The sequence below is a fragment of the Rhodococcus sp. PSBB066 genome, assembly GCF_017068255.1.
GTDB lineage: Bacteria > Actinomycetota > Actinomycetes > Mycobacteriales > Mycobacteriaceae > Rhodococcus > Rhodococcus aetherivorans.
In genome coordinates this window covers 464,979-491,834 of record NZ_CP070859.1, presented here as the reverse complement: position 1 = coordinate 491,834, position 26,856 = coordinate 464,979, and the positions used below count along the sequence as shown (strand labels likewise).

Annotated in this window: 27 protein-coding genes, 1 tRNA gene and 1 other RNA gene; 12 read left to right on the top strand and 17 right to left on the bottom strand. The window is 70.8% G+C overall.

What is annotated here, in order from left to right; translation table 11 throughout:
• The first annotated feature begins 41 nt into the window (after positions 1-41).
• Entirely contained in the window at positions 42-641 is a 600-nt protein-coding gene (locus JYA75_RS02400; RefSeq protein WP_029547076.1) for a LysE/ArgO family amino acid transporter, read from the top strand.
• A gap of 13 nt (positions 642-654) precedes the next feature.
• On the opposite strand, the gene JYA75_RS02395 is transcribed toward JYA75_RS02400, so the two are convergent.
• The gene (locus tag JYA75_RS02395) at positions 655-1,071 is read right to left on the bottom strand and encodes a pyridoxamine 5'-phosphate oxidase family protein (protein WP_006946406.1); all 417 of its coding nucleotides are present in this window, start codon (positions 1,069-1,071) and stop codon (positions 655-657) included.
• A 158-nt stretch (positions 1,072-1,229) separates the two neighbouring features.
• Between JYA75_RS02395 and JYA75_RS02390 the strand changes: the two genes are divergently transcribed.
• A complete protein-coding gene (locus JYA75_RS02390) occupies positions 1,230-3,953 on the top strand; it encodes a cation-translocating P-type ATPase (RefSeq protein ID WP_203329663.1) in 2,724 nt (907 codons plus the stop codon).
• A 287-nt stretch (positions 3,954-4,240) separates the two neighbouring features.
• On the opposite strand, the gene JYA75_RS02385 is transcribed toward JYA75_RS02390, so the two are convergent.
• Entirely contained in the window at positions 4,241-4,765 is a 525-nt protein-coding gene (locus tag JYA75_RS02385) for a DUF6448 family protein (RefSeq protein ID WP_006946403.1), read from the bottom strand.
• Between the two features lie 181 nt (positions 4,766-4,946).
• On the opposite strand from JYA75_RS02385, the gene JYA75_RS02380 reads away from it, so the two are divergent.
• The 4 genes from JYA75_RS02380 to tgt all read left to right on the top strand — a co-directional run bounded on the left by JYA75_RS02380 (position 4,947) and on the right by tgt (position 9,345).
• Positions 4,947-5,849 (top strand): amidohydrolase family protein, encoded by a 903-nt coding sequence (locus JYA75_RS02380; RefSeq protein WP_080688518.1) that lies wholly within the window; start codon positions 4,947-4,949, stop codon positions 5,847-5,849.
• Between the two features lie 179 nt (positions 5,850-6,028).
• Entirely contained in the window at positions 6,029-6,526 is a 498-nt protein-coding gene (locus JYA75_RS02375; protein WP_102799324.1) for a cysteine dioxygenase family protein, read from the top strand.
• A 397-nt stretch (positions 6,527-6,923) separates the two neighbouring features.
• Complete coding sequence (locus JYA75_RS02370) at positions 6,924-8,054, top strand: MFS transporter (RefSeq protein ID WP_006946398.1); 1,131 nt, start codon at positions 6,924-6,926, stop codon at positions 8,052-8,054.
• Between the two features lie 25 nt (positions 8,055-8,079).
• Complete coding sequence (tgt, locus tag JYA75_RS02365) at positions 8,080-9,345, top strand: tRNA guanosine(34) transglycosylase Tgt (RefSeq protein WP_006946397.1); 1,266 nt, start codon at positions 8,080-8,082, stop codon at positions 9,343-9,345.
• Positions 9,346-9,412: 67 nt separating this feature from the next.
• Here tgt and JYA75_RS02360 read toward each other — a convergent pair whose 3' ends face one another.
• The 5 genes from JYA75_RS02360 to JYA75_RS02340 form a co-directional block, all read right to left on the bottom strand.
• Positions 9,413-10,138 (bottom strand): queuosine precursor transporter, encoded by a 726-nt coding sequence (locus tag JYA75_RS02360; protein ID WP_203329662.1) that lies wholly within the window; start codon positions 10,136-10,138, stop codon positions 9,413-9,415.
• A 117-nt stretch (positions 10,139-10,255) separates the two neighbouring features.
• On the bottom strand, positions 10,256-11,290 hold the full coding sequence (locus tag JYA75_RS02355) for a hypothetical protein (RefSeq protein WP_065923164.1): 1,035 nt from the start codon (positions 11,288-11,290) through the stop codon (positions 10,256-10,258).
• A 49-nt stretch (positions 11,291-11,339) separates the two neighbouring features.
• The gene (locus tag JYA75_RS02350; RefSeq protein ID WP_203329661.1) at positions 11,340-12,233 is read right to left on the bottom strand and encodes a hypothetical protein; all 894 of its coding nucleotides are present in this window, start codon (positions 12,231-12,233) and stop codon (positions 11,340-11,342) included.
• A 181-nt stretch (positions 12,234-12,414) separates the two neighbouring features.
• On the bottom strand, positions 12,415-13,338 hold the full coding sequence (gene gluQRS, locus JYA75_RS02345; protein ID WP_029547083.1) for a tRNA glutamyl-Q(34) synthetase GluQRS: 924 nt from the start codon (positions 13,336-13,338) through the stop codon (positions 12,415-12,417).
• Positions 13,339-13,391: 53 nt separating this feature from the next.
• The gene (locus tag JYA75_RS02340) at positions 13,392-14,294 is read right to left on the bottom strand and encodes a LysR family transcriptional regulator (RefSeq protein WP_006943063.1); all 903 of its coding nucleotides are present in this window, start codon (positions 14,292-14,294) and stop codon (positions 13,392-13,394) included.
• A gap of 123 nt (positions 14,295-14,417) precedes the next feature.
• On the opposite strand from JYA75_RS02340, the gene JYA75_RS02335 reads away from it, so the two are divergent.
• Together JYA75_RS02335 and JYA75_RS02330 are read left to right on the top strand one after the other, a co-directional pair.
• Positions 14,418-15,803 carry an MFS transporter gene (locus JYA75_RS02335; RefSeq protein ID WP_203329660.1) on the top strand — a complete coding sequence of 462 codons (1,386 nt, stop codon included), beginning with the start codon at positions 14,418-14,420 and terminating at the stop codon, positions 15,801-15,803.
• Positions 15,800-16,537: a 3-hydroxybutyrate dehydrogenase gene (locus tag JYA75_RS02330; protein ID WP_203329659.1), complete on the top strand. Its 738-nt coding sequence runs from the start codon at positions 15,800-15,802 to the stop codon at positions 16,535-16,537. Before JYA75_RS02335 ends, JYA75_RS02330 begins: the two co-directional genes overlap by 4 nt.
• 89 nt (positions 16,538-16,626) lie before the next feature.
• Here JYA75_RS02330 and JYA75_RS02325 read toward each other — a convergent pair whose 3' ends face one another.
• The 3 genes from JYA75_RS02325 to JYA75_RS02315 all read right to left on the bottom strand — a co-directional run bounded on the left by JYA75_RS02325 (position 16,627) and on the right by JYA75_RS02315 (position 18,524).
• On the bottom strand, positions 16,627-17,211 hold the full coding sequence (locus JYA75_RS02325; RefSeq protein WP_006943066.1) for a TetR/AcrR family transcriptional regulator: 585 nt from the start codon (positions 17,209-17,211) through the stop codon (positions 16,627-16,629).
• A 138-nt stretch (positions 17,212-17,349) separates the two neighbouring features.
• Complete coding sequence (locus tag JYA75_RS02320; protein WP_203329658.1) at positions 17,350-18,003, bottom strand: superoxide dismutase family protein; 654 nt, start codon at positions 18,001-18,003, stop codon at positions 17,350-17,352.
• Between the two features lie 113 nt (positions 18,004-18,116).
• A complete protein-coding gene (locus tag JYA75_RS02315) occupies positions 18,117-18,524 on the bottom strand; it encodes a hypothetical protein (protein WP_006943069.1) in 408 nt (135 codons plus the stop codon).
• Positions 18,525-18,648: 124 nt separating this feature from the next.
• On the opposite strand from JYA75_RS02315, the gene JYA75_RS02310 reads away from it, so the two are divergent.
• Positions 18,649-19,536, top strand: coding sequence for an LLM class flavin-dependent oxidoreductase (locus tag JYA75_RS02310; protein WP_203330141.1), 888 nt, complete (start codon positions 18,649-18,651; stop codon positions 19,534-19,536).
• Positions 19,537-19,543: 7 nt separating this feature from the next.
• On the opposite strand, the gene JYA75_RS02305 is transcribed toward JYA75_RS02310, so the two are convergent.
• The 4 genes from JYA75_RS02305 to JYA75_RS02290 form a co-directional block, all read right to left on the bottom strand.
• Positions 19,544-21,076, bottom strand: coding sequence for a metallophosphoesterase (locus JYA75_RS02305; RefSeq protein ID WP_203329657.1), 1,533 nt, complete (start codon positions 21,074-21,076; stop codon positions 19,544-19,546).
• 85 nt (positions 21,077-21,161) lie between these two features.
• Positions 21,162-21,719 (bottom strand): TIGR03086 family metal-binding protein, encoded by a 558-nt coding sequence (locus JYA75_RS02300; protein ID WP_006943075.1) that lies wholly within the window; start codon positions 21,717-21,719, stop codon positions 21,162-21,164.
• A complete protein-coding gene (locus tag JYA75_RS02295; RefSeq protein ID WP_203329656.1) occupies positions 21,716-22,528 on the bottom strand; it encodes a helix-turn-helix domain-containing protein in 813 nt (270 codons plus the stop codon). Before JYA75_RS02295 ends, JYA75_RS02300 begins: the two co-directional genes overlap by 4 nt.
• Positions 22,529-22,588: 60 nt before the next feature.
• Positions 22,589-23,239, bottom strand: a complete 651-nt coding sequence (locus tag JYA75_RS02290; RefSeq protein ID WP_029547091.1) for a YoaK family protein — start codon at positions 23,237-23,239, stop codon at positions 22,589-22,591.
• Between the two features lie 134 nt (positions 23,240-23,373).
• On the opposite strand from JYA75_RS02290, the gene JYA75_RS02285 reads away from it, so the two are divergent.
• Positions 23,374-24,366, top strand: a complete 993-nt coding sequence (locus JYA75_RS02285; protein ID WP_006943081.1) for a DUF1524 domain-containing protein — start codon at positions 23,374-23,376, stop codon at positions 24,364-24,366.
• Positions 24,367-24,379: 13 nt separating this feature from the next.
• Here JYA75_RS02285 and JYA75_RS02280 read toward each other — a convergent pair whose 3' ends face one another.
• Positions 24,380-24,646 (bottom strand): DUF1905 domain-containing protein, encoded by a 267-nt coding sequence (locus tag JYA75_RS02280; RefSeq protein WP_006943087.1) that lies wholly within the window; start codon positions 24,644-24,646, stop codon positions 24,380-24,382.
• An 89-nt stretch (positions 24,647-24,735) separates the two neighbouring features.
• Positions 24,736-24,823, bottom strand: a tRNA-Ser gene (locus JYA75_RS02275).
• A gap of 117 nt (positions 24,824-24,940) precedes the next feature.
• On the opposite strand from JYA75_RS02275, the gene ffs reads away from it, so the two are divergent.
• An RNA gene (ffs, locus tag JYA75_RS02270) (signal recognition particle sRNA small type) lies at positions 24,941-25,035 on the top strand.
• Between the two features lie 49 nt (positions 25,036-25,084).
• Positions 25,085-26,374: an aminotransferase class I/II-fold pyridoxal phosphate-dependent enzyme gene (locus tag JYA75_RS02265; RefSeq protein ID WP_050034411.1), complete on the top strand. Its 1,290-nt coding sequence runs from the start codon at positions 25,085-25,087 to the stop codon at positions 26,372-26,374.
• 196 nt (positions 26,375-26,570) lie between these two features.
• Here the strand turns inward: JYA75_RS02265 and JYA75_RS02260 are convergent, their stop codons facing one another.
• Positions 26,571-26,729, bottom strand: coding sequence for a hypothetical protein (locus JYA75_RS02260; protein ID WP_006943091.1), 159 nt, complete (start codon positions 26,727-26,729; stop codon positions 26,571-26,573).
• Positions 26,730-26,856: the final 127 nt, after the last annotated feature.

Below are 26,856 nucleotides of genomic sequence, written 5' to 3'. Positions count from 1 at the left end.
TCAACTGTTCTTCATCGAGGGCGGTTCCTAGCGTGGGTGTCATGCACCTCGTCGCCGTCGGATTCCTCACCGGACTGTCGCTCATCGTCGCGATCGGCGCGCAGAACGCCTTCGTGCTGCGCCTGGCGATCGCGCGACGCCACGTGCTGCCGGTGATCGCGGTGTGCGCGCTCTCCGACGCGGTTCTCATCGCCGCCGGCATCGCCGGCATCGCCACCGTGCTCGACCGGGTGCCCGGCGCGCTCGGGGTGATCCGCTGGGCGGGGGCGGCGTTCCTCGTGGGCTACGGCGTGCTCGCGGCGAGGCGGGCGCTGCGCCCGTCGGCCCTGACCGCCGCGGCGGGCGGCTCCCTCACCGTCGGCGCAGCCCTGGCCACCTGCCTGGCGTTGACCTGGCTCAACCCGCACGTCTACCTCGACACCGTGCTCATGCTCGGCTCCGTCGCCAACCACCACGGTGACCCGGGGCGCTGGTGGTTCGGCGCCGGCGCGGTCCTGGCCAGCGTCGTGTGGTTCCTCGGGCTCGGCTACGGGGCCCGCCTGCTGCGCGGAGTATTCGCGAAACCCGCGTCGTGGCGCGTGCTCGACGGCGGCATCGCCGTGCTCATGGTCGGGCTCGGCGTCGGCATGGTGGCGGGCTGACGCCGGGCCCGCGTCAGCCCTTGACCAGGGCGAACCGGCGGCCGCTGATCTCGCTCGCGGTGACCTCGACGAAGTTGTACTTCGGGGTGGGCACCCAGGCCTGCAGCCCCAGCTCCTCGGCCTCCTGGATCTCGTTGTAGTGCACGAGATTCCGGGCCCGTCCGTGCAGCACCACGCTCCAGGCCCGGTCCTGCTCCACGTGGTCGGCCTCGAAGGCGACCTCCGCGTGCACCGTCAGCTCGACCAGCTTGCTGCCCTCGGCGGTACGGAAGTACAGCTTCCTGTCCCGTACGGCGTAGTTGATCGGGAAGACGTCCGGCCGCCCGCCCGAGACCACCACGAGCCGGCCGATCCGCTCGGTGCCGAGCAGCTCCCAGCTCTCGTCGTCGTTCAGGACGACGACGGGGTTGTCGACGTTCGGCTCACTCATGGTTCCTCCGATCCGGCGGCGTCCGCCTCGATATCACCGCCTCCAGCACATCACGAATCCGCGCCCGGCACAGGCGGATCGTCCATCGAATCGCGCGGTGTCCGTCACATCGATAGCGTGGGAGCCGCCCGACCTCACCCCACCGAGGAGCGTGCGAGATGACGCTGGCCACCACGTGGCACACCCGCGACGCCGACGACGTCGCGGCGGCACTCGACGTCGACACCGCGGCCGGGCTGCCCTCCGACGTCGTCGAGGAGCGCCGGCGTGAGCACGGGCCCAACGCCCTCGCCGAAACGGCAGCCGTACCCGGCTGGCGCAAGGTGCTCGCCCTGCTCGCCGACCGGATGACCCTCGTCCTCGTCGTCGCCGCCGTGGTCAGCGCCGTGGTCTCGCGCGAATGGGAGACCCCCGTCGTCATCCTCGCCGTCATCACCCTCAACACCGTCCTGAACTACGTGCAGGAGCGCCGGGCCGAGAACAGCCTGCAGGCGCTGCGACAGATGGCGGTCGACACCGCCCGCGTCCGCCGCGACGGCCGTGAACAGCACCTGCCGCGCACCGAACTCGTGCCCGGCGACGTCGTGCTGCTCGAGGCCGGCGACTCCGTGCCCGCCGACGGCCGGGTCGTCGGGGCGGCGCGGCTGCAGGTCGCCGAGTCCGCGCTCACCGGCGAGTCCCAGCCCGTCGACAAGACCGTCGAACCCGTCGTCGACGAGCAGGCCCCGCTGGGCGACCGTGCCGACATGCTGTTCATGAACACCGACGTCACCCGCGGGCGGGGCACGATGGTGGTCACGGCCACCGGGATGCAGACCGAGATCGGCGCGATCGCCACCCTGCTCGGTGCCGCCGGGGTGGAGAAGACCCCGCTGCAGCGCCGCATCGACCAGCTCGCCAAGACCCTCACCATCGTTGCGCTCACCGTCGTCGCCGTCGTGTTCGTCCTGGGTCTGCTGCGCGGGCAGTCGTGGTCCGACCTGCTGATCACCGCCGTCTCGCTCGCCGTCGCCACCATTCCCGAGGGGCTGACCGCGGTCGTCGCCTTCACCCTCGCGATGGGCGCGTCGCGGCTCGCCGCGCGCGGCGCCATCGTCAAACGGCTCGCCGCCGTCGAGACCCTCGGCAGCACCACCCACATCGCCACCGACAAGACCGGCACCCTCACCCTCAACCAGATGACGGTGCAGCGGCTGCTGGCCCGTGGCCGCAGCTTCCGCGTCACCGGCACCGGGTACGAAACGGCCGGCAAGATCCTCGTCGGCGACGGGCTGCCGGCCCCGGACCTGACCGCGCCGCTGCTCGGGATGGCCCTGTGCAACGATGCCGTCGTCCGCGACGGGGTGCTCGTCGGCGATCCCACCGAGGGCGCACTGGTGGTGCTCGCCGAGAAGGGCGGCATCGACGTCGAGGGGGCGCGTCTCGCGGTGCCGCGGCTGGCGGAGGTGCCGTTCGACTCCGCCTACAAGTACATGGCGACCTTCCACGCCCTGCCCGACGGCGGCTACCGGTGCTTCGCCAAGGGCGCGCCCGGTGCGCTGCTCGACCGCGCCACCGCGATGCTCGACGGGGACGGCCCCGTCCCGCTCGACGACCGCCGCCGCGAGCGCCTCCGCTCGGCGGTGCAGTCGCTCGCCGCCGAGGGGCTGCGCACCCTGATGATCGCCGGCCGGGACCTGCACGCGGTGCCGCGGGGCGACGGGGAGGCGCTGCAGCGCGTGGTGTCCGACCTGACCCTCTACGCCGTGGTCGGCATCGTCGATCCGCCGCGGACGGAGGCCAAGCGGGCCATCGAGGTGGCCCACGCCGCCGGCATCGAGGTGCACATGATCACCGGCGACCACCTCGTGACCGCGTCGGCGATCGCCGCGGAACTGGGCATCGGCGGCGCCGCGGCCACCGGCGCCGACCTCGACGCCCTGGACGACGACGAGCTACGTTCCCGGGCAGCAGGTTTCGGTGTGCTGGCCCGCGTCGCGCCGGAGCACAAGATCCGGGTCGTCAAGGCACTGCAGGCGAACGGCGAGGTGGTCGCCATGACCGGCGACGGCGTCAACGATGCGCCCGCCCTCGAACAGGCCGACATCGGTGTCGCCATGGGCATTACCGGCACCGACGTGTCCAAGAGCGCGGCCGACATGATCCTCACCGACGACAACTTCGCGACCATCGTCGCCGCGGTCGAGGAAGGCCGCGGCATCTACGCCAACATCGTCAAGTTCGTGAAGTTCCAGCTGACCACGGCGTGGGGGTTCGTGCTGATCTTCCTCGTCGCCGGGGCCCTCGGGCTCGCCGGCGGTGCGCCGTTCACGGCGCTGCAGATCCTGTGGGTCAACATCATCATGGACGGCCCGCCGGCCCTCGCCCTCGGCGTCGACCCCACCGAGCCGGGCACCATGTCCCGGCCGCCGCGGCCGGCCCACGAGCGCCTTCTCAGCCGCGATCGGCTCCGCCGCATCCTCGGCCTGGGCATCGTCATGACCGCCGGAACCGTCGCAGTGCTGCACTACGCGCCGCAGTGGTTCCCCGAGAGCGCCGGCGACCCGCTGTTCGCCACCACCCTCGCGTTCACCACGTTCGTCTTCTTCCAGGTGTTCAATCTGCTCAACGTCCGCTCCGAACTCGGCTCGGTGTTCTCGTTGCAGACCCTCACCAACCACAGCATCTGGATCGCGCTCGTCGTGGTGGTCGTCCTGCAGGTGTGCGTGGTGCAGACGACTTTCCTGCAGGGCTTCTTCGACACCACCGCGCTCACCTCGCAGCAGTGGGCGCTCGCCGTCGGCGTCGGATCCTCGGTGCTGTGGGTGGACGAACTCGTCAAGGCCACCGGACGGAGCGTGCGGCGTCGGCGTGGTGACACGCCTGCTCGGGCGGGCGCATAGTGGAGGTGGTGTCGCCCTCCGACGAACACCGCAGGACGCGGAGGTGGGAACGATGGACATGGGCTTGATGCACATGCTGCACATGTTGATGATGCAGATGCACCACATGCTGATGCCGGGTATGCCGATGCATCACATGATGCCGATGTGACTGCATCACATGATGCGGATGTGACTGCATCACATGATGCGGATGTGACTGCATCACATGATGCGGATGTGACTGCATCACATGATGCGGATGTGACTGCATCACATGATGCCGATGTGACCGTCGGTGCCCCGGATCAGCCGTGCGAGTGCCCGCCCTCGTGCGGGTCCCTGTGCATGCTCTTGTAGAGGTGGTGGCTGTACACCTGCAGGCCGAGCATCGCCTCGGTGTACTCCCGCCGTTCGGCGGTCGTCACGGCGTCGGTCAGAGCGACGATCCGATCCAGCCGGGACTGCAGCTGCCGGTGCAGCTCGGCGGACAGGAACGCGTGGAGCTTCTCGACCGAGCCCGTTTCGATCGCGTCCTCGGCGAGCGGGATCACGGGCCCGACGTCGCCGCCGGCCGGCTTCACACCGGTGAACGGGGCGCCCTCGCCCGCGCGGTGCAGCCGGACCACCGTGTCGAAGAAGTAGAGATCGGCCACCTCGTGGGCGATCGGGCCCTCCGCCCGCGCCGCCGTCGCCCGCTCGAACGCCGTGCGCACCTCGTCCTCGGCGTCGGCGGGCACGAACGGCAGGATCAGCTCGACGTTGTCGTCGCCCAGCGCCGCCTCGGCGGCCTTGACGACGGGACCGTCCATGGAATCGCAGTGGGGAGGCACGGGGTGCTCCTTCCGGCGGTCGGCGGACACGCTCGGTCCCAGGCTAGTGCCGGGGTGCGTCCGGCGTCGAGCGAGCGCAGGGCGGATCGGTCGCGCCGGGGCCGCGTCGCTCGACGGCCCGGTTCGTCGCCTGGATGCGAGGACGGTTGACACGGCGGGCCGCGGCGGCGAACGTGGACGCATGAGGCGACGTCCCCGCGTCGACGTGCATCAACATGTGTGGCCGGCGTCCTTCGTCGACGCCCTCCGGGCGCGCAGCGCCGCGCCCCGGCTCGACGGCTGGACGCTGCACCTGCCCGGGGAACCGCCGTACCGGGTGGACCCCGCAGACCATTCGATCCCCGCGCGGACGGCCCTGGCGGTCCGGGACGGAATCGATCTGGCGCTGGTGTCGCTGTCGAGCCCCCTCGGGATCGAGGAACTGCCCGCCGAGGAGGCCCGGCCGCTGCTCGACGCCTATCACGAGGGGGCGCTGGGCCTGCCCGACCGGTTCGGCGTGTGGGCCGCCGCCGGCGTCACCGAGCCCGATCCGGAGACGCTGCGCGACGTCCTCGCGGCCGGGTGCGTGGGCCTGCAGTTGCCGGCGACCGCCCTGGCCGACCCGGCGGGCTTCGACCGGTGTGCGCCGCTGCTGTCGGAACTCGAGCGGGCGCGCAAGCCGCTGTTCGTGCATCCCGGCCCGGCGTCGGCGCCCGGCGCTCCGGCGTGGTGGCCGGCGATGGTGTCGTACGTGACCCAGATGCACACCGCCTGGTTCGCCTGGCACGAGTTCGGGGCGCGCCGGTTCCCGGCGTTGCGGGTGTTGTTCGCGATGCTCGCCGGCCTGGCTCCGCTGCACGCCGATCGGATGGCGGTGCGCGGCGGGCCCGGCGATGTTCCCGGGCCGGGGGTCTACGTGGAGACGTCGTCGTACGGGCGGGAGGTCGTCGCGGCGGTGACCGCATGCCTGGGCGAGGACCGGGTGCTGCTCGGCTCCGATCGTCCCTACGCGCGGCCGCTGGTGCTCGGCGGTTCCGCCGGCATGCGCCTGCGGACGGACAATCCGGCCCGCTTCTTCGCGAAAGTGCCTGCGCAGAACCCTTGACACGCGGACCCGGCCGGGGTGGCATGGTCGTCGTGACATTCTCGGTGAGCGCGCGGCAGCGCGGACTGTGCACGGCGTCGGCCCGTGCCGCCGAGTCGTGTCCCGGCTGTCGTCGCTGAATCCGTCTCCGCCCAGCCCGGCCCGGGCACGCCCGTGCCTCCTCATTCCAGGACTCTTCGATGCTCTCCACGTATGCCCTGCCGACGCGCGCCGACCTCACCTCCCTCGCCCTGCGGATCGCGAACGATCCCGGCCGCTGGATGCCGATCGTTCGATTCGACGAGCAGCAGCGCTGGTACACGCGACTGGCCGTTGCCGACAACCACGAAGTGTGGCTGCTTTCGTGGCTGCCCGGGCAGAGAACCGAAATCCACGATCACGGCGACAGCGCGGGCGCCTTCGCGGTGGCGCAGGGTGTGCTGACGGAGACCACCGTCTGCACCCCGGCGGTCGGGGGTCTCGATGGAGTCGAAGTAGCGTTGTCACGCAAGAGGATTCGTGCGGGTATGGCCCGCGGCTTCGACGCCGACCACGTCCACGAGGTGACGAACGACACGAATTCTCCGGCCGTCAGCATCCACGTGTACGCACCCGCCCTGACGACGATGAATCGGTACCGGATCGACGACGGGGTGCTCCGGCTGCGCGCATCCGAACGGGCCGGCGCGGACTGGTGAACTCCGCCGCGGCTGTGCCGGTCGTAGCGGTATCCGAAACCTTTGTCGCAGAACTATATTGGATAACGTCGCTGCAGGTGCGGTAGCCGGCCCGCGGCGTGCGATCTGCTCACGCCGTCTCGGGCGCGGCGGGTCGTGGACCGATCCTTCGCAGGGCGCGGCTCGTGCCGGGGGTGGCCGAACTCACGTCCGCTCGATTCGAGGTCGGGTCGGCGTGTGCAAGACAATGGAGACTCGGCTGGTTCGCACGCCGACAAGATCCAGCGCATCCCGCACTATTCGAAGGTTCCCGCTCATGACGACGACGGCATCCGCATGCCCACCCGACTCCGCAGTACCGGCGGACGCCCCCGCGGCCGCGCCGGCAGCAGACGCCCGGCCGGGGCGCGCCCGGGCGATGTGGGCGCTCGCCCTCGGCGGGTTCGGCATCGGCACCACCGAGTTCGTGGCGATGGGCCTGCTGCCCGACATCGCGACCGGTCTCGGAGTCTCCGAGCCCACCGCCGGGCACGTGGTGTCGGCGTACGCCGCCGGGGTCGTGGTCGGTGCGCCGCTGATCGCGGCGCTGACGGCCCGGCTCCCGCGTAAGACGTTGCTGATCGCCCTGATGATCGCGTTCACCGTCGGCAACGCGGCGACGGTGCTCGCGCCGAACTACGGACTGCTCGTCGCGTCCCGGTTCGTCGCCGGTCTGCCGCACGGCGCCTACTTCGGGGTCGCCGCGCTGGTGGCCGCGCATCTGGCCGGTCGCGGGCAGCGCGCCCGGGCGGTGGCGCTGGTGATGATGGGCCTGTCCGTCGCGAACGTGGTGGGGGTGCCCGTCGCGTCGTGGCTCGGCATGGCGCTGGGCTGGCGCTCCGCGTTCGCGCTGGTGGCGGTGATCGGCACGGTCACCGTCGCCGCGATCGCCGCCTGGGTGCCCGCCCTGGCGATCCGCACCACCAGCGTGAGCACCGAACTCGGTGCCCTGCGGCGCAAGCAGGTGTGGATGACGCTCGCGGTCGCGATGATCGGCTTCGGCGGCGTGTTCGCCGTGTACACCTACATCAGCACCACCCTGACCGACGTCGCCGGCGTCTCGAAGGGGCTGGTTCCGGTCGCCCTGATGCTCTTCGGCATCGGCATGGTCGTCGGTAACGTGGTCGGCGGCCGCGTCGCCGACCGGGCCCTGGTACCGGGCATCTTCACGACCATGACGACGCTGGCGGTGCTGCTGGCCGTGTTCGTCGCGGCGGCGCACAACCCGTACACGGCCCTGGCGATGGTGTTCCTGCTGGGAGCCGGGTGCGCCGCGGTCGGCCCGGGACTGCAGATCCGGCTCATGGACGTCGCCGAGGACGCGCAGACCCTGGCCGCGTCCCTCAACCACGCGGCGTTCAACCTCGCCAACGCGTTCGGCGCCTGGATCGGGGGCGCGGTGATCGCCGCCGGCTTCGGCTACACCGCGCCGGCCGCCGTCGGCACGGTGCTCGCGCTGGCAGGTGTCGCCGTCTTCGCGCTCGCCGTGCGGCTGCCGTCGGCGCCCTGATCGGACATCGTGATTGGATACCGACGTGACCGACCCCAGTGCCACCGCTTCCGCCGTGCCCACCCCGCCCGACCCGTTCTTCACCGTCGGCACCCGGCTCGCCAACGGACTCGGACGCACCGGCACGATCCACACCCCGCACGGCGACATCCACACCCCGGCGTTCGTCGGCGTGGGCACCAAGGCGACGGTCAAGGCGGTCCTGCCCGAGGCGATGAAGGAACTCGGGGTGCAGGCCCTGCTTGCCAACGCGTACCACCTGTACCTGCAGCCCGGGTCGGACATCGTCGACGAGGCGGGCGGGCTCGGTAAGTTCATGAACTGGGACGGGCCCACCTTCACCGACAGCGGCGGATTCCAGGTGATGTCCCTCGGGGTCGGCTTCAAGAAGGTCCTGGCGATGGATGCCGTGGGCGTGCGGTCCGACGACGTCATCGCCGAAGGCAAGGAGCGGCTCGCGCACGTCGACGACGACGGGGTCACCTTCAAATCCCACCTCGACGGCTCCCGGCACCGGTTCACCCCGGAGGTGTCGATGCGCATCCAGCATCAGCTCGGCGCCGACATCATGTTCGCGTTCGACGAGCTGACCACCCTGATGAACACCCGCGGCTACCAGGAACAGTCCGTCGAACGGACTCAGGCGTGGGCGGTGCGGTGTATCGCCGAACACGAGAAGCTCACGGCGCAGCGCGCCCACCGTCCGTACCAGGCGCTGTTCGGGGTGGTGCAGGGCGCGCAGTACGAGGACCTGCGCCGGCAGGCGTGCCGCGGGCTCGAATCGATCGTCGGCGAGTCGGGCCGCGGCTTCGACGGCTACGGCATCGGCGGGGCGCTCGAGAAGCAGAACCTCGGCACCATCGTCCGCTGGTGCACCGAGGAACTGCCCGAGCACAAGCCCCGGCACCTGCTCGGCATCAGCGAGCCCGACGACATGTTCGTCGCGATCGAGCACGGCGTCGACACGTTCGACTGCGTGAACCCGTCGCGGGTGGCGCGCAACGCGGCGATCTACCACCCGGACGGGCGTTTCAACATCAACACCAGCCGGTTCCGCCGCGACTTCACCCCGATCGACGAGGACTGCGACTGCTACACCTGCCGGCACTACACGCGCGCGTACATCCACCACCTGTTCAAGGCGAAGGAGATGCTGGCGTCCACGTTGTGCACCATCCACAACGAGCGGTTCACGGTGCGCCTCGTCGACGAGATCCGCGCCGCCATCGACGGCGGGTACCTCGAGGAACACAAGGCCGAGACCCTGGGCCGGTTCTACGCGCGGCGGTGAGTGAGCGTCCGCGAACCCCACCGTCGTCCACGACGGCTGCCGCGGACGACCGGACCGGTCGCGGCGCTCACTCGGCGTAGGTCGGCTCGCGCCGCTTCACGTGCGCGATGACCGCGTAGGTGACCGGCATGACGGCGACCTCGACCAGCGTCTTCCACAGGAACCCGACCACCACGTAGTTCGCGAAGTCCGCCCACGTGGTGATGCCGATGACGCCGGCGGCGATCGCACAGAAGATGAGCGTGTCGGCGAACTCGCCGACGACGGTGGAGCCGATCAGCCGCGCCCACAGGTGCTTCTCCTTGGTGACCTCCTTGATGCGCACCAGCACGTAGGAGTTGAGCAGCTGCCCGACGAGGTAGCCGGCGAGGCCGGCCAGCAGCAGCCGCGGCACCACCCCGAGGACCGCCTCGAATGCGGCCTGGTTCTCGTAGAAGTCGGCGGGCGGCAGCTGCTGGGCGATCCAGAAGCACAACGCGGCCAGCGCCACCGCACCGAAGCCGTAGTAGACCGCGCGACGGGTCGCGGCGAAGCCGTACACCTCGCTCAGGACGTCACCGACGATGTAGGCGAGCGGGAACAGGAAGAACGCGCCGTCGGTGATGATCGGCAGGACCTGCAGCGGGCCGAGCGCCCACTCGGCGTCGCCGAAGAAGGCCACGCCCTTGCTGGCGGCGACGTTGGAGATGATGAGCACCGCCGTGAACAGGGCCACCAGCCCGGGGTAGTAGCTGCGGACCACGCGGGCGAAGTGCGCATGGTCGGATTGCTGGGTCTGCACGTGCTCTGTCACCCGGCCATCCAAGCACTCGGACCGGAGGAAGGCGAAGAACGGACGAAAAGGACGCGGGCCCCGACCCGGTTGGATCGGGGCCGGCGACGTGCCGTCAGGGGGCTCCGCGACGTGCCGTCAGGGGGCTACCCGTCCGCCCGTGACGACCCGGTACGCGTATGCGTAGGCGATGGTGGTGACGGGCACCGTGACCAGCAGGCCGACGTAGCACAGCAGCGCGCCGACGAAGTTGATCGCGGACAGCACCAGCCACAGCAGGATCAGCTGCCCCACGTTGGCCGCGGCGGCGGACGCGCTCGACTTGATCGCCGTGACCGCGTCCTGCCGCTGGTCGATGACGAAATGCAGCGCCCACACGGTCAGGAAGGCGACGATGATGCCGCCGACGATGACGAGCGAGCCGAGCAGCGTGCCGACCGCGATGAGCAGGGAGACGAGCAGGATCGGACCGAGGCTGCCGACGCGGAAGAAGTCCTTCAGCGCCGGCTTGTGCCCGTCCAGCTCGTACAGGGCCCCGCGCACCGCGGCGGCCTGGACGACGAGCATGCCGATGACGAACGCGACGATCAGCACGATCATCACGACGATCCCGACGCCCGACATGCCCGTGCTGTAGCCGTAGCGGTCCGTCGTGGTCGAGGCCATCACGACGCCGAACATCAGGGCACCGAACACGAGGGCGGCCACGACGATCACACCGGCCAGGCTCAGCCAGCCGCCGACGTTCTCACTGAACTTGCGCCACCCGTAGTTCAGCGCGTCGCCGATGTTGATCTGCGCGCGGGGAGGGCCGAAGCCGGGTGGAGGCGGGTAGCCGCCGGGGGCGCCGTATCCGGGCGGCGGTCCGTACCCGGCCGGATTCCCGTACTGCGGCGGCCCGTACTGCGGGCCGGGCTGTTGCGGTGCGCCACCGTACTGGGCGCCACCGTACTGCGGAGCGCCGTACTGGGGAGCGCCGTACTGGGGAGCGCCGTACTGCGGCGGCGGGCCCTGCGGCGGGGCATAGCCGGGCGGGGGCCCGCCGTAGTTCGGTCCCTGCGGCGGGTAACCCTGGGGCGGACCGTACCCGGGCGGTGGGCCGTACGGCTGCGCGCCCGGGTACTTGTTCGGATCCTGCGGATCGGGATTGGACTCGTAGCCCCCGGTGGTCATCTTGTTCCTCTTGTTCGTAACGTGCCGCGTCGTGGAACGCCCGGGTCCGTCAGGGCGCGACGCCGCGGCCGGTGGTCACCCGGTAGGCGTAGGTGGAGGCGATGATCGTCAGCGGAATCGTGACGAGCAGACCCAGGCCGCACGGGATGGCGCCGAGGATGTTGATGCCGACCAGAGCCAGCGCCAGCAGCAGCAACGGTCCCACGTTGGACGAGATGGCCCGGAAGCTGGACTTGATCGCGTCCACCGGCTGCTGGTTCTGGTCGATGACGAACTGCAGCGTCCACCAGGTCAGGAAGATGACGATGAAGCCGGGGATGATCAGCAGGATGAAACCGACCACGGTCATGAGCGAGACGAGCAGGCTCGCGACCACCACGGCGCCGATGTTCTCGAACTGGAAGAACGAGCCGAACGACGGACGATTGCCGTCGGTTTCGTGCAGCGCGCCGCGCACGTAGGCGGCCTGGATCAGGATGCTGACGAACACGCTGACGATCGCGCCGATGATGCTGAGCGCCGTCAGTTCGTTCGTGTCGAAGCCGCCGAAGATCACGTTGATCACGAACTGGATCAGCGCCGCCGCGACGACGAACGCGATCCAGACGCCCGCGTTCTGGCTGAACTTCTTCCAGCCGTAGCCGATCGCGTCACCCACGTTGAGCTGCGTGGGGGCGCCGAATCCGCCGTACTGGCTACCGCCCGAGGGGTAGTTGCCGGGCGGGGGCGGGTAGCTGCCGGGCGGGGGCGGGTAGTTGCCGGGCGGGGGCGGATAGTTCCCGGGCGGGGGATAGTTGCCGGGGGGCGGGTAGTTGCCGGGGGGCGGGTAGTTGCCGGGGGGCGGGTAGTTGCCGGGAGGCGGCGGGTAGCCGCCCTGCGGGGGGTTGGGTTCGCCGCCCTGGTTGTGGGGCTCTTTGCTGGGGTCGTAACCGCCGGTCGTCATCGGATCCTTCTCGGTGGGAGGGTGGAGCCAATCGCGTTGTCGACTGCGCACACTACGTCCGACGCGCCCGAATTGCACGATCACCGGAACTTCCGCGAGCCGGACGACCGGAGCGAACCGGACTACGCGGCGGTGCCGGCCGCGCGGACCCCGTGGGGCTGTCGCGCTGCACCGATACCGGTCACCAGCTGCCGTCGTACACCCACGGCTCCCGCGGGAGCCGGGCCGGATCCCATCGTTCGAGCAGCAGCTCCGGCGTGACGGGCTCGTCCTTGTCCGCCAGGTCGAGCGAGACCGCGATCCGGCTCAGCACGTCGGCCGCGGTGTGGCCCAGCGCCGCCTGGTCGGTGAGCGTGACGGCACCGTCGCGCTTGGCGAGGCGTTTGCCGTGCACGTTCAGCGCCAGCGGCACGTGCGCGTAGGTGGGTACCGGAAGCCCGAGCAGCGCCGCGAGATAGGCCTGCCGCGGTGCCGAGGTGAGCAGGTCGTCGCCGCGTACCACCTGGTCGATGCCCTGTGCCGCGTCGTCGACGACGACGGCCAGGTTGTAGGCGGGGATGCCGTCGCCGCGGCGCAGCACGAGGTCGTCGACGACACCGGTGAAGCTGCCGTGCACCTCGTCCGCCACGGTGAAGGTGGCGGCGCCGGACCGCAGGCGCAGCGCGGCGGGCCGCCCCGACGCCCGTTTCGCCTCCCGTTCGGCCTCGGTGAGGTTCCGGCACGTTCCCGGATAGGCGCCCTGCGGGGCGTGCGGCGCGGACGCCGCATGCTGGATCTCGCGTCTCGTGCAGAAGCACTCGTAGGTCAGGCCCGCGCGGGTGAGGCGGGCGATCGCGGCGTCGTAGAGGGGCAGCCGCCGCGACTGGTGGACCACCTCGTCGTCCCAGTCCAGGCCCAGCGCGGCGAGGTCGGCGAGCTGACGTTCCTGCGCGCCGGGCCGGACCCGGTCCAGATCCTCGACGCGGATCAGGAACCGCCGCCCGGTGCTCCGGGCGAACAGCCACGCGAGGACCGCCGTGCGCAGGTTTCCGAGGTGCAGGTCGCCCGACGGGCTCGGGGCGAACCGGCCGGCCCCCACCCGCGCGTCCCCGGCCGAATGTGACATTTGGTCAGACTATCGAGCGTGATGTCACATTCGGTCACCTGCACGCCGGTGGGTCACGCGACGGGCCGGCCGAGCAGGACGGAGCGCTGGGCGTGCACGGTCTCGCGGATCGCCGCGACGACGGCGGCGACCTCCGGCCGGCGCAGCGTCTCCGACCGCGCCACCATCCAGTAGTTCAGCCGCGCCTCCACCTCCCCGGGGAGGATCCGCACCAGGTCGGCGTGCCGGTCGGCCATGAAGCACGGCAGCAGCCCGAGCCCGGCCGCGGCGCGGGTCGCCTCGACGTGGACGAACACGTTGGTCGAGCTCACCGACTCGTGCATGTCCGGGGCGATGCGACGGGCCAGGTCCAGATCGTCGACCTGCAGCATCGAGTCGATGAAGTACACCAGGGGGTGACGGCTCAGCTCACGCACCGTCGTCGGGGCACCGTGTTCGGCGACGTAGTCCCGCGCCGCGTACAGGCCGAGGGTGTAGTCGGCCAGCCGGTGCGCCTCGGCGCGGTGCACCTGGGGGCGTCCCACCACCACCTCGAGGTCGAGGCCGGACCGCTGCTGCGACGCGCGACGCGTGGCCGCGACGATCTCCACCGCCACGCCCGGGTGCCGTCGCCGCACCAGCGCACCGGCCGGGGCCGCGATGTAGGCGCTGAAGCCGTCGGTCGCCGAGACCCGGACGACGCCCTCGAGCCCGCGGTCCCCGTCGGGTCCGGCCAGCCCGGCGACGGCAGCCTCGATCCGCTCGGCCGCGGCGAGGGCCGAGCGGCCGAGCTCGGTGAGCTCCCATCCGCCCGACGCGCGGGCCAGCACGCGCCCGCCGAGGCTCTTCTCCAGCGCCGCGATACGACGGGCGATGGTCGTGTGGTTGACGCCGAGGTCGTCGGCGGCGGTCGTGAAGCGGCCCGTGCGGCCGACGGCCAGCAAAACCAGCAGGTCATCGGCCGACGGAGCGCTCATGTGTGCATTCTTGCAGATCTACTCTGCGGATCGCGTCATTGTGCATGCAGATCTGTGCATCAATACTCGGCACATGCGTTCAGAAGTGTTGCCCGTCACAGTCGAACCGAGGAGGACGAACCCATGAGCGTCGAACAGGCACGGCCCGACGGCCGTACACCGGACGAGACCCCCGCCTCGGGCCTGCGCAAGGTCGTCGGCGCGTCGATGGCCGGCACCGTCGTCGAGTGGTACGAGTTCTTCCTCTACGGCACCGCCGCCACCCTGGTGTTCTCCAAGGTCTTCTTCCCCGACAACGGCAACGAGCTCGACGCCATCATCGCCGCGTTCGTCACCTACGCCGTCGGCTTCGTCGCGCGACCCCTCGGCGGCGTCGTGTTCGGCCACTTCGGCGACAAGTTCGGCCGCAAGAAGCTGCTGCAGACCAGCCTCGTGCTCGTCGGCGTCGCCACCTTCCTCATGGGCTGTCTGCCCACTTTCGGTGCCATCGGCTACTGGGCGCCCGCGCTGCTCGTCACGCTGCGTTTCGTCCAGGGCTTCGCCGTGGGCGGCGAGTGGGGCGGCGCGGTGCTGCTCGTCGCCGAGCACAGCCCCAACCGTTCGCGCGGCTTCTGGGCGTCGTGGCCGCAGGCCGGCGTGCCGATGGGCAATCTCGTCGCCACCGTCGTCCTGCTGATCCTGACCACCACGCTGTCCGACGCGGCGTTCCTCTCGTGGGGCTGGCGTATCGCGTTCTGGCTGTCGGCCGTCATCGTGCTGGTCGGCTACTACATCCGCACCAAGGTCACCGACGCGCCGATCTTCCTCGAGGCCCAGCGTGAGGCCGAGCAGATCAAGTCCAGCTCGTACAGCGTCGTCGAGGTCGTCAAGCGATACCCGCGCGGCGTGTTCACCGCCATGGGTCTGCGCTTCGCCGAGAACGTCATGTACTACCTCGTCGTCACGTTCTCGATCACCTATCTCAAGGTGGTCGTCGGTGCGAACACCTCCACCATCCTGTGGTGGATGCTCGCCGCGCACGCCGTGCACTTCGCGATCATCCCCGTCGTCGGGCGCCTGTCCGACACCTTCGGCCGCCGCCCGGTGTACATGGTCGGTGCCGTCACCGCCGGCACGTGGGGCTTCTTCGCCTTCCCGATGATGGACAGCGGGCACAACGCCCTCGTCATGTCCGCCATCGTCATCGGCCTGGTGTTCCACGCCTTCATGTACGCCGGCCAGCCCGCGATCATGGCCGAGATGTTCCCGACCCGCATGCGCTACGCGGGTGTCTCGCTCGGCTACCAGGTGACCTCCAACGTCGCCGGCTCGCTCGCGCCGATCATCGCGACCGCGCTGCTCAGCCGCTACGGCAGCGCTGTGCCCATCGCGATCTACCTGGCCGTGGCGTCCGTGGTGACGATCATCGCCGTCGTCGCCGCCCGCGAAACCAAGGGCATCAGCCTGCGCGACATCGATGCCGCGGATGCCCGCGCCGTCGGCGCCGAGAAGACGGCGGTGTCCGCATGAGTGCCCGCACCGCGCTGATCACCGGCGGCGCCGGCGGCATCGGGGCGGCGTGCGCCCGGGAACTGGCCGCCCGCGGCGTGCAGGTCACCGTCGCCGACGTCGACGAGGTCGCCGCCAAGACCCTCGCCCACGAGATCGGCGGGCAGGCGTGGGCGGTGGACCTGCTCGACACCGACCAGCTCGACGGGCTCCGGCTCGAGGTCGACATCCTCGTCAACAACGCCGGCATCCAGGTCGTCCGCCCGATCGAGGAGTTCGCCCTCACCGACTTCCGCCGGATCCAGACCCTGATGGTGGAGGTGCCCTTCCTCCTCGTGAAGGCGGCCCTGCCGCACATGTACGACCGGGCATTCGGGCGCATCGTCAACGTGTCGTCGGTGCACGGCCTGCGGGCGTCGGCCTTCAAGTCCGCGTACGTCACCGCCAAGCACGGCCTCGAGGGGCTGTCGAAGGTCACGGCCCTCGAGGGCGGTCCGCACGGCGTCACCAGCAACTGCGTCAACCCGGGCTATGTGCGAACGCCGTTGGTGGAGAAGCAGATCAGCGACCAGGCCCGGCTGCACGGCATCGACGAGGAGCGAGTGCTCGCCGACGTGCTGCTCACCGAGCCGGCGATCAAGCGGCTCGTCGAACCCGGGGAGGTGGCCTCCCTCGTCGCGTGGCTGGCCTCGGACGACGCCGGCATGGTCACCGGCGCCTCCTACACGATGGACGGCGGCTGGACCGCCCGCTGACCCACCCCCTGTGTGTGTGGCCGAATGTCACATCGCGTCGATCAGATCGAACGCGTGTGACATTCGGCCACAGGCATTTTCGAAGGCGATCAGTGGGCGTCGGCGCCGTCGAGCGACAGCTGGATCTGGGTGTGCAGCGCGTGGGTGAGGTACTCCGGCGGATACAGCTCCGGGCTGGCGACGGCGTCGAGGGCCAGGCCGTTGACCGCGGCCAGCAGGAGCGCCGCCCGGGTCTCGGGCTCCGCGGTGCCCATCCGGATCAGGACGGCGGAGACCGCGGTGCGCATCGTGAACAGCGTCGTGTGCCGGATCGTGCTCAACGACGGCGACGTCGCGGCCCGCACGGTGAACGCCGCCATCACGTGCGCCTCGGCGGTGCGCTGGTCGTCGAGCGGCAGCAGCTGGCTCAGCGCCGCGAACAGGGTGCGCGCCGGATCGATGTCGGGGTCGACGGTGCTCAGCCGCGTCAGCACCCGTTCGGCGAGCGCGCGGAACGAGTAGGCGAGCATCTCGTCCTTGGTAGGGAAGTGGTGCTGCACGGCGCCGATCGATACACCTGCATGGCTGGCCACCTCGCGCACGCTGGCGCCGTCGAGCCCGATCCGCGCCGCGACCTCGAGCAGGGCCGCGGCGAGACGCGTGGGGCTGGTGGTGGCATAGGGGCGCGCGCGCATGGATGCACCGTACCTGCGCGCATCTCCATACGTCGGTATGGGGCATCGACCCCGCACTTCAAGGCGGTGTCGGCGACCGTCGCTGCACCACCTGCGGTGCCGCGTGCGGCCAGGCGGTTCCAGGACCGCCGGCGTTCGTCAGAAGTCCTCGTCGATGCAGGCCAGGCGATCACCGGCCATGCCGGCCTCGCCGGGACCGGTCCTGGTGCGCTGCGCGTGGAGTACCACAGATGCGGCCTCACCGTCGCGGACCGCCCAGTCGACCGTCGTCGACGTCTGGGCGTTGCCGTCGCCGTCGGTGGTGATATCGAGCCAGATCTCGTTCCGGGGGTTCGCGTAGGCCGGATCCGTCGACGAAGATTGCGGGGTGGCCGCGGGGTCCACGTTGTTCTGATAGTGCGGCCCCGCATCCGACGGTTGTGGCCCGCACGGCTGCGTGTGTACGTGCACGCCGAAGTCGCGGGTGGGCGCAAGACCGGTTGCGTTGAGCGTGACCGTCGTGCGGCCGTCTTCCTCTTCGGATTCGACGGTCACGGTCGACCCCACCGGGACGGCGGCTTCGTCGTAGGTGTAGGCGTTGTCGTCGCCACCACCTTCCCCGGGCAGCTGGAAGGCCACTCCATCCGTGCCGGGCAGGGGGGTGGGCATGCCGGTGGTCGTCGTTTCCGAAGACGCGGGAGGCGTCTCGACGGTGGCCTGGTTGTCCGTCGAGGCGTCGTCGCCGCCGCATCCGGCGGCGACGAGTGCGGTCAGGGACACGCCTGCGATCAAGGTTGTACGTCGTGTGTTCATGATTCGGCGTTACCCCCTGGTGCGCCGCGTTGAACCTCCGGCGGAGCGCTCACCCGTGGCACGGTGAGACAGGGGCACACCTGCCGGACCTGCACCGCCGCGGTCCCGCTCGGTCAGGTCCTGCTCACCCCGCTGATGATCAGGGACAGGCCCGCCCCGAGGAGCCAGACGTCCTTGGCGATCGGCGTGCCCTGCTGGGTCGGGCGGAACGATCCGCCCTCGTGCATGCCGGGCATCCGCCAGTACATCGCGAGCAGACCCGAACTGAACGCGGTCAGCGCGGCGCCGGCCACGACGGGGGAGACGACGGGCGCCAGCAGCAGGGTGCCGACGCCGATCTCAGCGGTCGACAGGGCCTGGCCGAACGTCTCCGGCCGCATCTTCCCGAGCCGGGGGAGCGCCTTGCTCGCCATGTCCTGCAGCCCTGCGGCGGCCTCGGGCGGGAGATCGCGCTTGCCCAGCCCGGAATTGAGGATGAAAGCACCGGTGGCCAGCCGGAGCGGAACGTTGCTCAGTCGCACGGGAACCTCCGGAGGATCGAATGTGACCGATTATCCCGCATTCCCCGTGACGGTGGCGGCAAACTTCCCACGGCCGTCCGGATGCAGCACGATGAAGCGGTCGGCTCACCACCGGGAGGACGCCATGCCCGAGTACGGCCGGAAGCTCCTCTTCGGCAGCTTCCTCACGCCGGCCGCCGAGAACCCTGCCGCGGTCGTCGACCTCGCGGTCGCCTCCGAACGCGCCGGCCTGGACCTGGTCACCTTCCAGGACCACCCGTACCAGGCCCGTTTCCTCGACGCCTGGACCCTGCTGACCTGGGTCGCCGCGCGGACGACGCGGGTACTCGTGGCGCCGAACGTGGCGAACCTGCCGCTGCGCGGCCCGGCGATCCTCGCGCGCAGCGCGGCCTCCCTCGACCGCCTCAGCGGCGGACGCGTGGAGCTGGGCCTCGGCGCGGGCGCCTACTGGGACGCGATCGCCGCGAACGGCGGACCGCACCGCACCACGGGCGAAGCCGTCGACGCGCTGGAGGAGGCGATCACCGTCATCCGGGAGCTGTGGGCCGACCGCCGGGGTGGCGCCCGCGTCGACGGCACCCACTACCGTCTCGCCGGCGCCAAGCGCGGCCCGGCGCCCGCCCACGACATCGGAATCTGGCTCGGCGCCTACGGTCCTCGCATGCTCGCCCTCACCGGACGCGCCGCCGACGGGTGGCTGCCCAGCGCGTTCGCCGCTTCGCCGGACCGGCTCGCCGAGATGTCGAGGCGGGTCGACGAGGCGGCTGTGGACGCCGGCCGGGACCCGCGCGAGATCCGCCGGCTCTACAACATCAGCGGCCGATTCGACGGCGGTGCGGACGGCGGGTTCCTCGCCGGGCCGCCCGCCGTGTGGGCGGAGCAGCTCGCGGAGCTGACCCTGCGCCACGGCATCAGCGGCTTCGTGCTCGGCACCGATGCCCGCCCCGACGTCGAGCGATTCGCGCAGGAGGTCGCGCCGCGCGTCCGCGAACTCGTCTCGGCGGCAAGGTGATCCGGACTCAGCCGGGGAGTACCGCACGCGGCACGCCGGCGCGCAGTTGCACGTCCACCACGAAGTCGCCGTCCTCCGGCGTGTAGCGGCGCCGCGGGTCGTGGTCCTCCACCCGGAAGCTGTCGAGCGCGGGGGAGTGGGTGGTGACGGCGACCGTGCCGTCGTCGAGATCGAACTGCAGCAACCGCTGGAACGCCGTCGCGCGTCGACCGTCGACCAGGAAGTACTGATAGTCGGCGAGCATCTCGACCACGCGCCGGTCGCTGCCGGGGATCGGGCGGTCGGTCACGGTCGTCTGCCCGTCCACGTGCCCGGACAGCACCATGAACACCGACTCGTGCGGCACGACGAGCCGGTTCCAGATCTGTTGGCCCGAACTGCCGCCGATGTCGCCGAATCCGCTCATCCGCAGGCGCCCGTCCTCGTCCAGGTAGTAGTGCGCGGCGACGATCGTGTTGCGGTCCGGATGGGCGGCCAGCACCTGCTCGGCCCAGCGCATCACGTGCTCCGCCGGGTTGTAGCCGATGTAGAGGACGAGGAACCGGGCGCCGGCGCTCTCGAACAGGTCGTAGTGCGCCGAGTTGTCGGTGTCGGTCACCGAGGCGCCCCACTGCGGCCGGTCCCGGAACCGCTGTGGCCCGAAGTACTCGTTGTACAGCGCGTGGTTGCGTTCGTGCTCGCCCGGCACGAGCCGGCCCGCGACGTTCCACAGGTTGTCGTGGTTGCCGGGCAGGACCCCGTAGGGCATCCCGGCCGCCTCGAGGATTCCCATCGCCTCCGACGCGACCTCGAACTCCGCGCGGGCGCGGGCGTCCGGGGCGCCCGGCCGGATCCACGACTGGATCAGGTCCCCGGTGTGCACGGTGTACGCGATCTTCCGGTCGCGGGCCTGCTGCGCCGTCCAGGTCGTCATGGCCCGGAAGGCGGCGGTGTCGTCGCGGGCGAGGTACTGGGTGTCGGTGAGGTGCTGGATAGCGAAGTCGTAGTCCGCCGGATCGGCGAACGCCTGGTCCGGTACGGCGTTGGCGTCGCGGAAACCCCGGTCGCGACGGGGCCCGTCGATCACCAGGATCTCCACGCGGCCGGCGATGCCGGTGATCCGGGCCTCGAGCACGATCGGTCCGCCGGGCGCTGCGGGCCGGGCCACGGCGCGCGGCTCGCCCCACGATCGGCCCGTGCGCACGTGCAGGGCGAGGTCGTCGAGGTTGACGCTGCGGCCCTGCCACCGGAGCGTCACCGCCTCGGTTCCGGCGGGGAATTCGAGTTCGTAACGGACATAGGGATATTCGTCGAACTTGTCGCCGACGGACACCGGGGCGCCGCTCTCGGCGACGTCGCGCGGGAGCGGTGGGTCCGCCGAGTCGGTCACGCCCGCGTACATCGTCGCAGACGTCGCCGGGACGTCGGTGGTCAGTCCCGTCGCCGGGATGCCGACGGACGTGACGGGCGCGGGCACCGACGGTGCCGCCCCGGCGGGGCCGGACAGGAGGGCGGCCACAGCCAGCAACGACACCGGAAGCCAGGAGCCCGGGGCGCGCATGCCCCGACGCTACCGCTGATCAGGCGCAACGCCACCGCCGATCAGGCGCAACGCCACCGCCGATCAGGCGCGGCGCTACCGCCGATCAGGCGCGACGGCCCAGGTGCGCGAGCACCCGGGTCCGCCGGTCGGCGTCCGCGGGCACCTCGACGGCGGGCCCGCAGACCCCCTCCATACGGATCGAGTCGCCCAGGGCCTGCGCCGTCGCCTCCACGAAGTCGAGATCCTCGTCGTCGACGGAGTCGTCCAGGCCGGCGGCACGAGCGATGTCCCAGCCGTGCACGACGAGGTCGAAGTTGTAGAACCGCGCGACGGTCGCGGCGAGGGTGGTGCGGCCGAAGTGGCCGTCGTACTCGAGGCCGGCGCGCTGCGGATCGTCGAGGATCGCCTGCATGCCGTCGCGGGTGGCGGCCCACGCGCCGACCGGGTCGGTGTCCGGCGAGGGGCAGGCGGGCAGTTCCAGGCCGACGACGGTGACGATCTGCCGCTGCGTGTCGACGACGTGCCGCAGCACGTCGCGGGCGGTCCAGCCCTCGCAGGGCGACGGCGCGTCCCACCGGTCGGCCGGCACGGCCTCGACGCGTGTGGTGAACTTCGCCGCGAGTTCGCGGTAGTGACGGGCGGGGGCGAGGGTCTCGGTCATGCCGCGGATTCTTCCGCCCCGAGGTCGCCGAGGGATTGGATACTTCGGACATCGAGTGCCGAGCCCGGGCCGTGCCACCGTGGTGCCTCGCCGGCGAGCAGGGCGGTGGGCGTCAGGGTGGAGATTCTGCGGGCCTCACGGTTCAGGTGCGACTGGTCGCTGTAGCCGGCGACCGCGGCGAGTTCGGCCAGTCCGCGCCCGGGACCGGCGTCGGCGAGGGCCATGAACCGTTGCAGGCGAAGGATCGATCGCAACGTGGCGGGGCCGTACCCGAACGCCTCGTTGCAGCGGCGCTGCAGCTGACGCTCGGTGAGTGCGGCGGTGTCGGCGAGCGTGCCGACGCTCCACGAGTGCCCGGACAGTGCCTGCCGGAGGTGCCCGATCAGCGGGTCGGGGGCAAGGCCGTGCGCGAGCCAGCGCCGCACCGCGGATTGGAACACCTCGAGCCGTTCGGGGGCGGTCCGGGCGTTGTCGAGCCGGTCGGCGAGTGGTCTGGCCCCGGCCGAGCCGATCAGGTCGTCCAACCCGACGTGGGTATCGCGGAGTTGCGCGGCCGACGCGCGCAGGGCGAACGAGGCGAGACCGGGGCGGAACCGCACGCCGGCGGAGACGACGCCGGGCGGCAGGGTGAACGACCACGCGGACGTTTCCGGACCGCACACGCGAATGCCGACGCCGGCGATCCACAGGAGGTCGACGCATCCGTCCGGAACGAGGAGGTGACTCTGCCCGTCGGAGACCGCCGACCACACGCACACCAGGTGCTCGGCGAGGTCCGCGCTGGGAGTGCTCGGCACATACCACCTCATGGCCCACGAGCGTAGGCGCAGGCTCCGACAATCGCTGCCTGCGTGGGGAACCGGCTTCCGTCACGGCCGGTACGGCAGGTGCCGCACCGCGACGGTGAGTGCGACGGCGACCGCGGTGGCGACCCACAGGGCGTGCAGTCCGAACGCCCGATGCGCGAGGGCACCGCCGACGGCGCCGGTCACCAGGCCCAGCCACAGGCCCAGGTACGGCAGCCAGCTCCAGCGGGGCCCGCCGAACAGCGCGGCCGCGAGCCGCTGCCCGATCTTGACGAGCGCCCCGGTCATGTACGTCAGGGCCACGCTCACCTCGCCGTCGCGCTGGAACACCGAGTTCTCCGCGCCCATGGCGAGGGTCATCGCCACCACCGCGACGGGCGTCCACCCCGCCGTGTGGGCGAGCGCACCGAGTAGCAGCAGCGCGGATACCGCGGCGAGGACGGCGGTCTTGCGGGCGCGACGGCTGCGGTCGGACAGTTGCGCCACCACCCCGCCGAGGACGACACCGACGAGGAAGAGCCCGATGATGCCGGCGGTGAGGGCCGCCTGGCCCCAGGCGCCGTCGGCCAGGCCGACGCTCATGCGCGTGGAGTTGCCGCTCATGAACGACACGAACACGCCCCCGAGGGTGATGAAGCCGAGCGCGTCGACGAATCCGGCGAGGCCGGACAGCGCGATGGCGAGGGCCGTGAGTTGTCTGCCGTATCCGACCACGGACAAATCGTAATCACCTTGTGCTGTTACCTCCGGTAACGAAAGGGATGTCCGGTACGACGTCCGGGAGACGCCCTTTCGTTCCCCCTCGGAGGGTGCCGCCGTACCGCATCCCGCCCCCAGGAGTACCCAGCGTGTTCGCCTCACCGTCCCGCCAGTCCCCGAACCACCGCAGGCGGGGATGGAGCGCCGGACTCGCCGCGGCGGCCCTGCTGCTGACCGGATGCGCCGCAGCAACGGACACCGCCACCCCGGCGCACGCGCCCACCGTCGCCGCGACCCCGACGGTGACGACCACCCCGCCCCCGGCCCCCGCACCGGCGCCGACCCACGTTCCCGCGGACGCATCCGCCTCGTCGGCGCTGGCCACGCTCGCGACGCTGCCGGTCAAGGGGCGAGCGCCCAAGACCGGTTACGACCGCGAACTCTTCGGCCCGGCGTGGAGCGACGACGTCGACGTCGACGGCGGCCGCAACGGCTGCGACACCCGCAACGACATCCTGCGGCGCGACCTCGTCGACATCACCTACAAGACCGCCACCCGGGACTGCGTGGTCCTCTTCGGCACCCTCCACGACGCCTACACCGGCACGACCATCGAGTTCCGCCGTGGCCAGGACACCTCCGCCGACGTGCAGATCGACCATGTCGTCGCGCTGTCCGACGCGTGGCAGAAGGGTGCCCAGCAGCTCGACCAGCAGACCCGCGCGAACTTCGCCAACGATCCCCGCAACCTGCAGGCCGTCGACGGCGACGCCAACCAGCAGAAGGGCGACGGCGACGCCGCGACCTGGCTGCCGCCGAACCGGTCCTACCGGTGCACGTACGTCGCGCGGCAGATCGAGGTCAAGGCCCTCTATCAGCTGTGGGTGACCCAGGCCGAGCACGACGCGATGGTCCGCGTCCTCACCGAGTGCGGCGCCGCCGCCCCGGCCCCCGTGCCCGCCGCGCCTGCCGCGACCGTGGCGCCGGAACCGGCCCCGTCGGTGGCATCGCCGCCGGCCGCCGCCGCGACCTACCGCAACTGCGCCGAGGCGCGGGCCGCCGGCGCCGCGCCGCTGTACGCCGGTCAGCCCGGGTACAGCGAGGAGATGGACGGTGACCGGGACGGTGTCGCCTGCGAGTGAGCCGCCCGGCGCGTCAGCACTCCGCGACCGTGATCGTCACCGTGTCGCCCACCTCGACCGACTCGGCGGCGCGCACCGACCTCTTCAACGCGAGGAAATGCCGGCCGTCGCCCCGCGGCTGCAGGGACGTGTCCCACTCGGTGCCGCCCATGCGGGCGCGTACCGGGATCAGTCCGCGTACGGCGACGCTCGTCACGGCCTCGACGATCCGGGCCGGCACGTCGACGTAGTGCCAGCCGCCCGGGCCGGGAAAGACCTCGACGATGCCGGAGAAGCGCATGCCGCGAGGCTAGAGGGTGGGGCCGACACGACAGGGAAGCGAAAAAGCCCCTGTGATCCGCGAAGCTGCGGATCACAGGGGCTTCCCCGTGGCGGAGGATAGGGGATTTGAACCCCTGAGGGCGTTAACCCAACCCGCGTTCCAGGCGAGCGCCATAGGCCACTAGGCGAATCCTCCGTGGGGAAGCATACCGAATATGACCTGGTGGTTGCCAAACGGGGAGGTCGCCGCGGGTTTCGGCGGGGTGTGGCGGTGCCGATTCACGGTTCGGAGCGATGTTTGTCTACACTGGCCGATGGATCCCGCGCGGCGCGCATCCTGTGAACTCCCCCAGGGCCGGAAGGCAGCAAGGGTCAACGGGCTCTGCCGGGTGCGCGGGGTCCCCTAGCTTCCGATGCCGATGCCCGTGCCGTTGGGCGCGGTGAAAGGTCCTTCCGCATGCCTACCCAAACCCAGATTGGGTTGATGAGCCATGAGGAACTCGTCGCAGAGCACGAGCGCCAGTCCCACAACTACGCGCGACTCGAAGCCGAGAAGCTGACGCTGGACCTGACTCGCGGCAAGCCGTCCCCCGAGCAGCTGGATCTCTCCGCGGAGTTGCTGTCGCTGCCCGGGGTCGACGACTACCGCGACGCGTCCGGCACGGACTGCCGTAACTACGGCGGCCTGCGCGGACTGCCCGAGCTGCGCGACATCTTCGGGGAGCTCCTGGGCATCCCCACCGAGAACCTGATCGCCGGCAACAACGCCAGCCTCGAGATCATGCACGACCTGGTCGTGGCGTCGTTGCTGCACGGCACGGTGGATTCACCGCGCCCGTGGTCCCAGGAACCCGTCGTCAGGTTCCTGTGCCCCGCGCCCGGCTACGACCGGCACTTCGCGATCACCGAGTCGTACGGGATCGAGATGATCCCGGTGCCCATGCACGACGACGGGCCGGACCTGGCGAAGATCGCCGCGCTCGTCGGCTCGGACCCGCAGATCAAGGGCATGTGGGCGGTGCCCACCTACTCGAACCCGACCGGCGCCGTGTACTCCGAGCGCGCCGCCCGCGAACTGGCGTCGATGCCGACCGCCGCGCCGGACTTCCGGATCTTCTGGGACAACGCGTACGCCGTGCATCCCCTGGTCGAGGAGGCCGCCCCCGCCCTGGACATCCTGGGCATGGCGGCCGAGGCCGGGCACCCGAACCGCGTGTTCGTCCTCGCCTCGACATCCAAGATCACCTTTGCCGGCGCCGGCGTCAGCTTCTTCGGCAGCTCGGCCGAGAACCTGGCGTGGTACGAGAAGTTCCTGGGTATCAAGACCATCGGCCCGGACAAGGTCAACCAGCTGCGTCACCTGCGCTTCTTCGGTGATGCCGACGGGGTGCGGGCCCACATGGCCAAGCACCGCGAGCTCCTCGCACCGAAGTTCGCGCTCGTGCTGAAGATCCTCGAGGACCGGCTCGGGCCGTCGAAGGTGGCGTCCTGGACCGAGCCGAAGGGCGGCTACTTCATCAGCCTCGACGTGGTGGAGGGCACCGCCAAGCGGGTCATCTCCCTCGCGAAGAACGCGGGGATCGCGCTGACCGCGGCCGGGTCGGCGTTCCCGTACAAGAACGACCCCGAGGACAAGAACATCCGGCTCGCCCCGAGCTTCCCGTCGCTGAACGAACTCGCCACCGCCATGGACGGCGTCGCGACGTGCGTGCTGCTCGCGGCGACCGAGAAGGCCCTGGGCAAGTAGCTCCTCCCCGTAGGCCCCGGTCGTCACGCGGCGACCGGGGCCTACGGGTGTTTCCCCCACCTGTGGACAACTCTGTGGACAAGCGGTGGACAACTCGGCTCGGCGTCCGTCGGGCCGCGGGCAATTCTCGCCGTCACGGCCCGGTCGTCCTGGCCGAATGTCACATCGCTTCGGTCACATCGAACGCGTGTGACATTCAGCCGGTCGCCGCGTCCTCGACGTAGCGGTCGATCTGCTCGTGCCAGAACTCCCGGACGCTGTCGGCCGAGTTCCCGGCACCGATCGCGTGTGCGACGAGGGCCTGAACGTCCTCGAGAACGCGGGTGTACTCGGATTCGTCACCGTGCAGTGCCATAGGCGAACGATACGCGCGCACATGGTGCGTCCGGCCGGCGTTCTGTGCCCGCCCGCACCCTTCAAGGGTTCCGCCGGTGGCGTGGATCCCACCGCTGCTCGATCACGGAGACCATCCCAACCGGAGA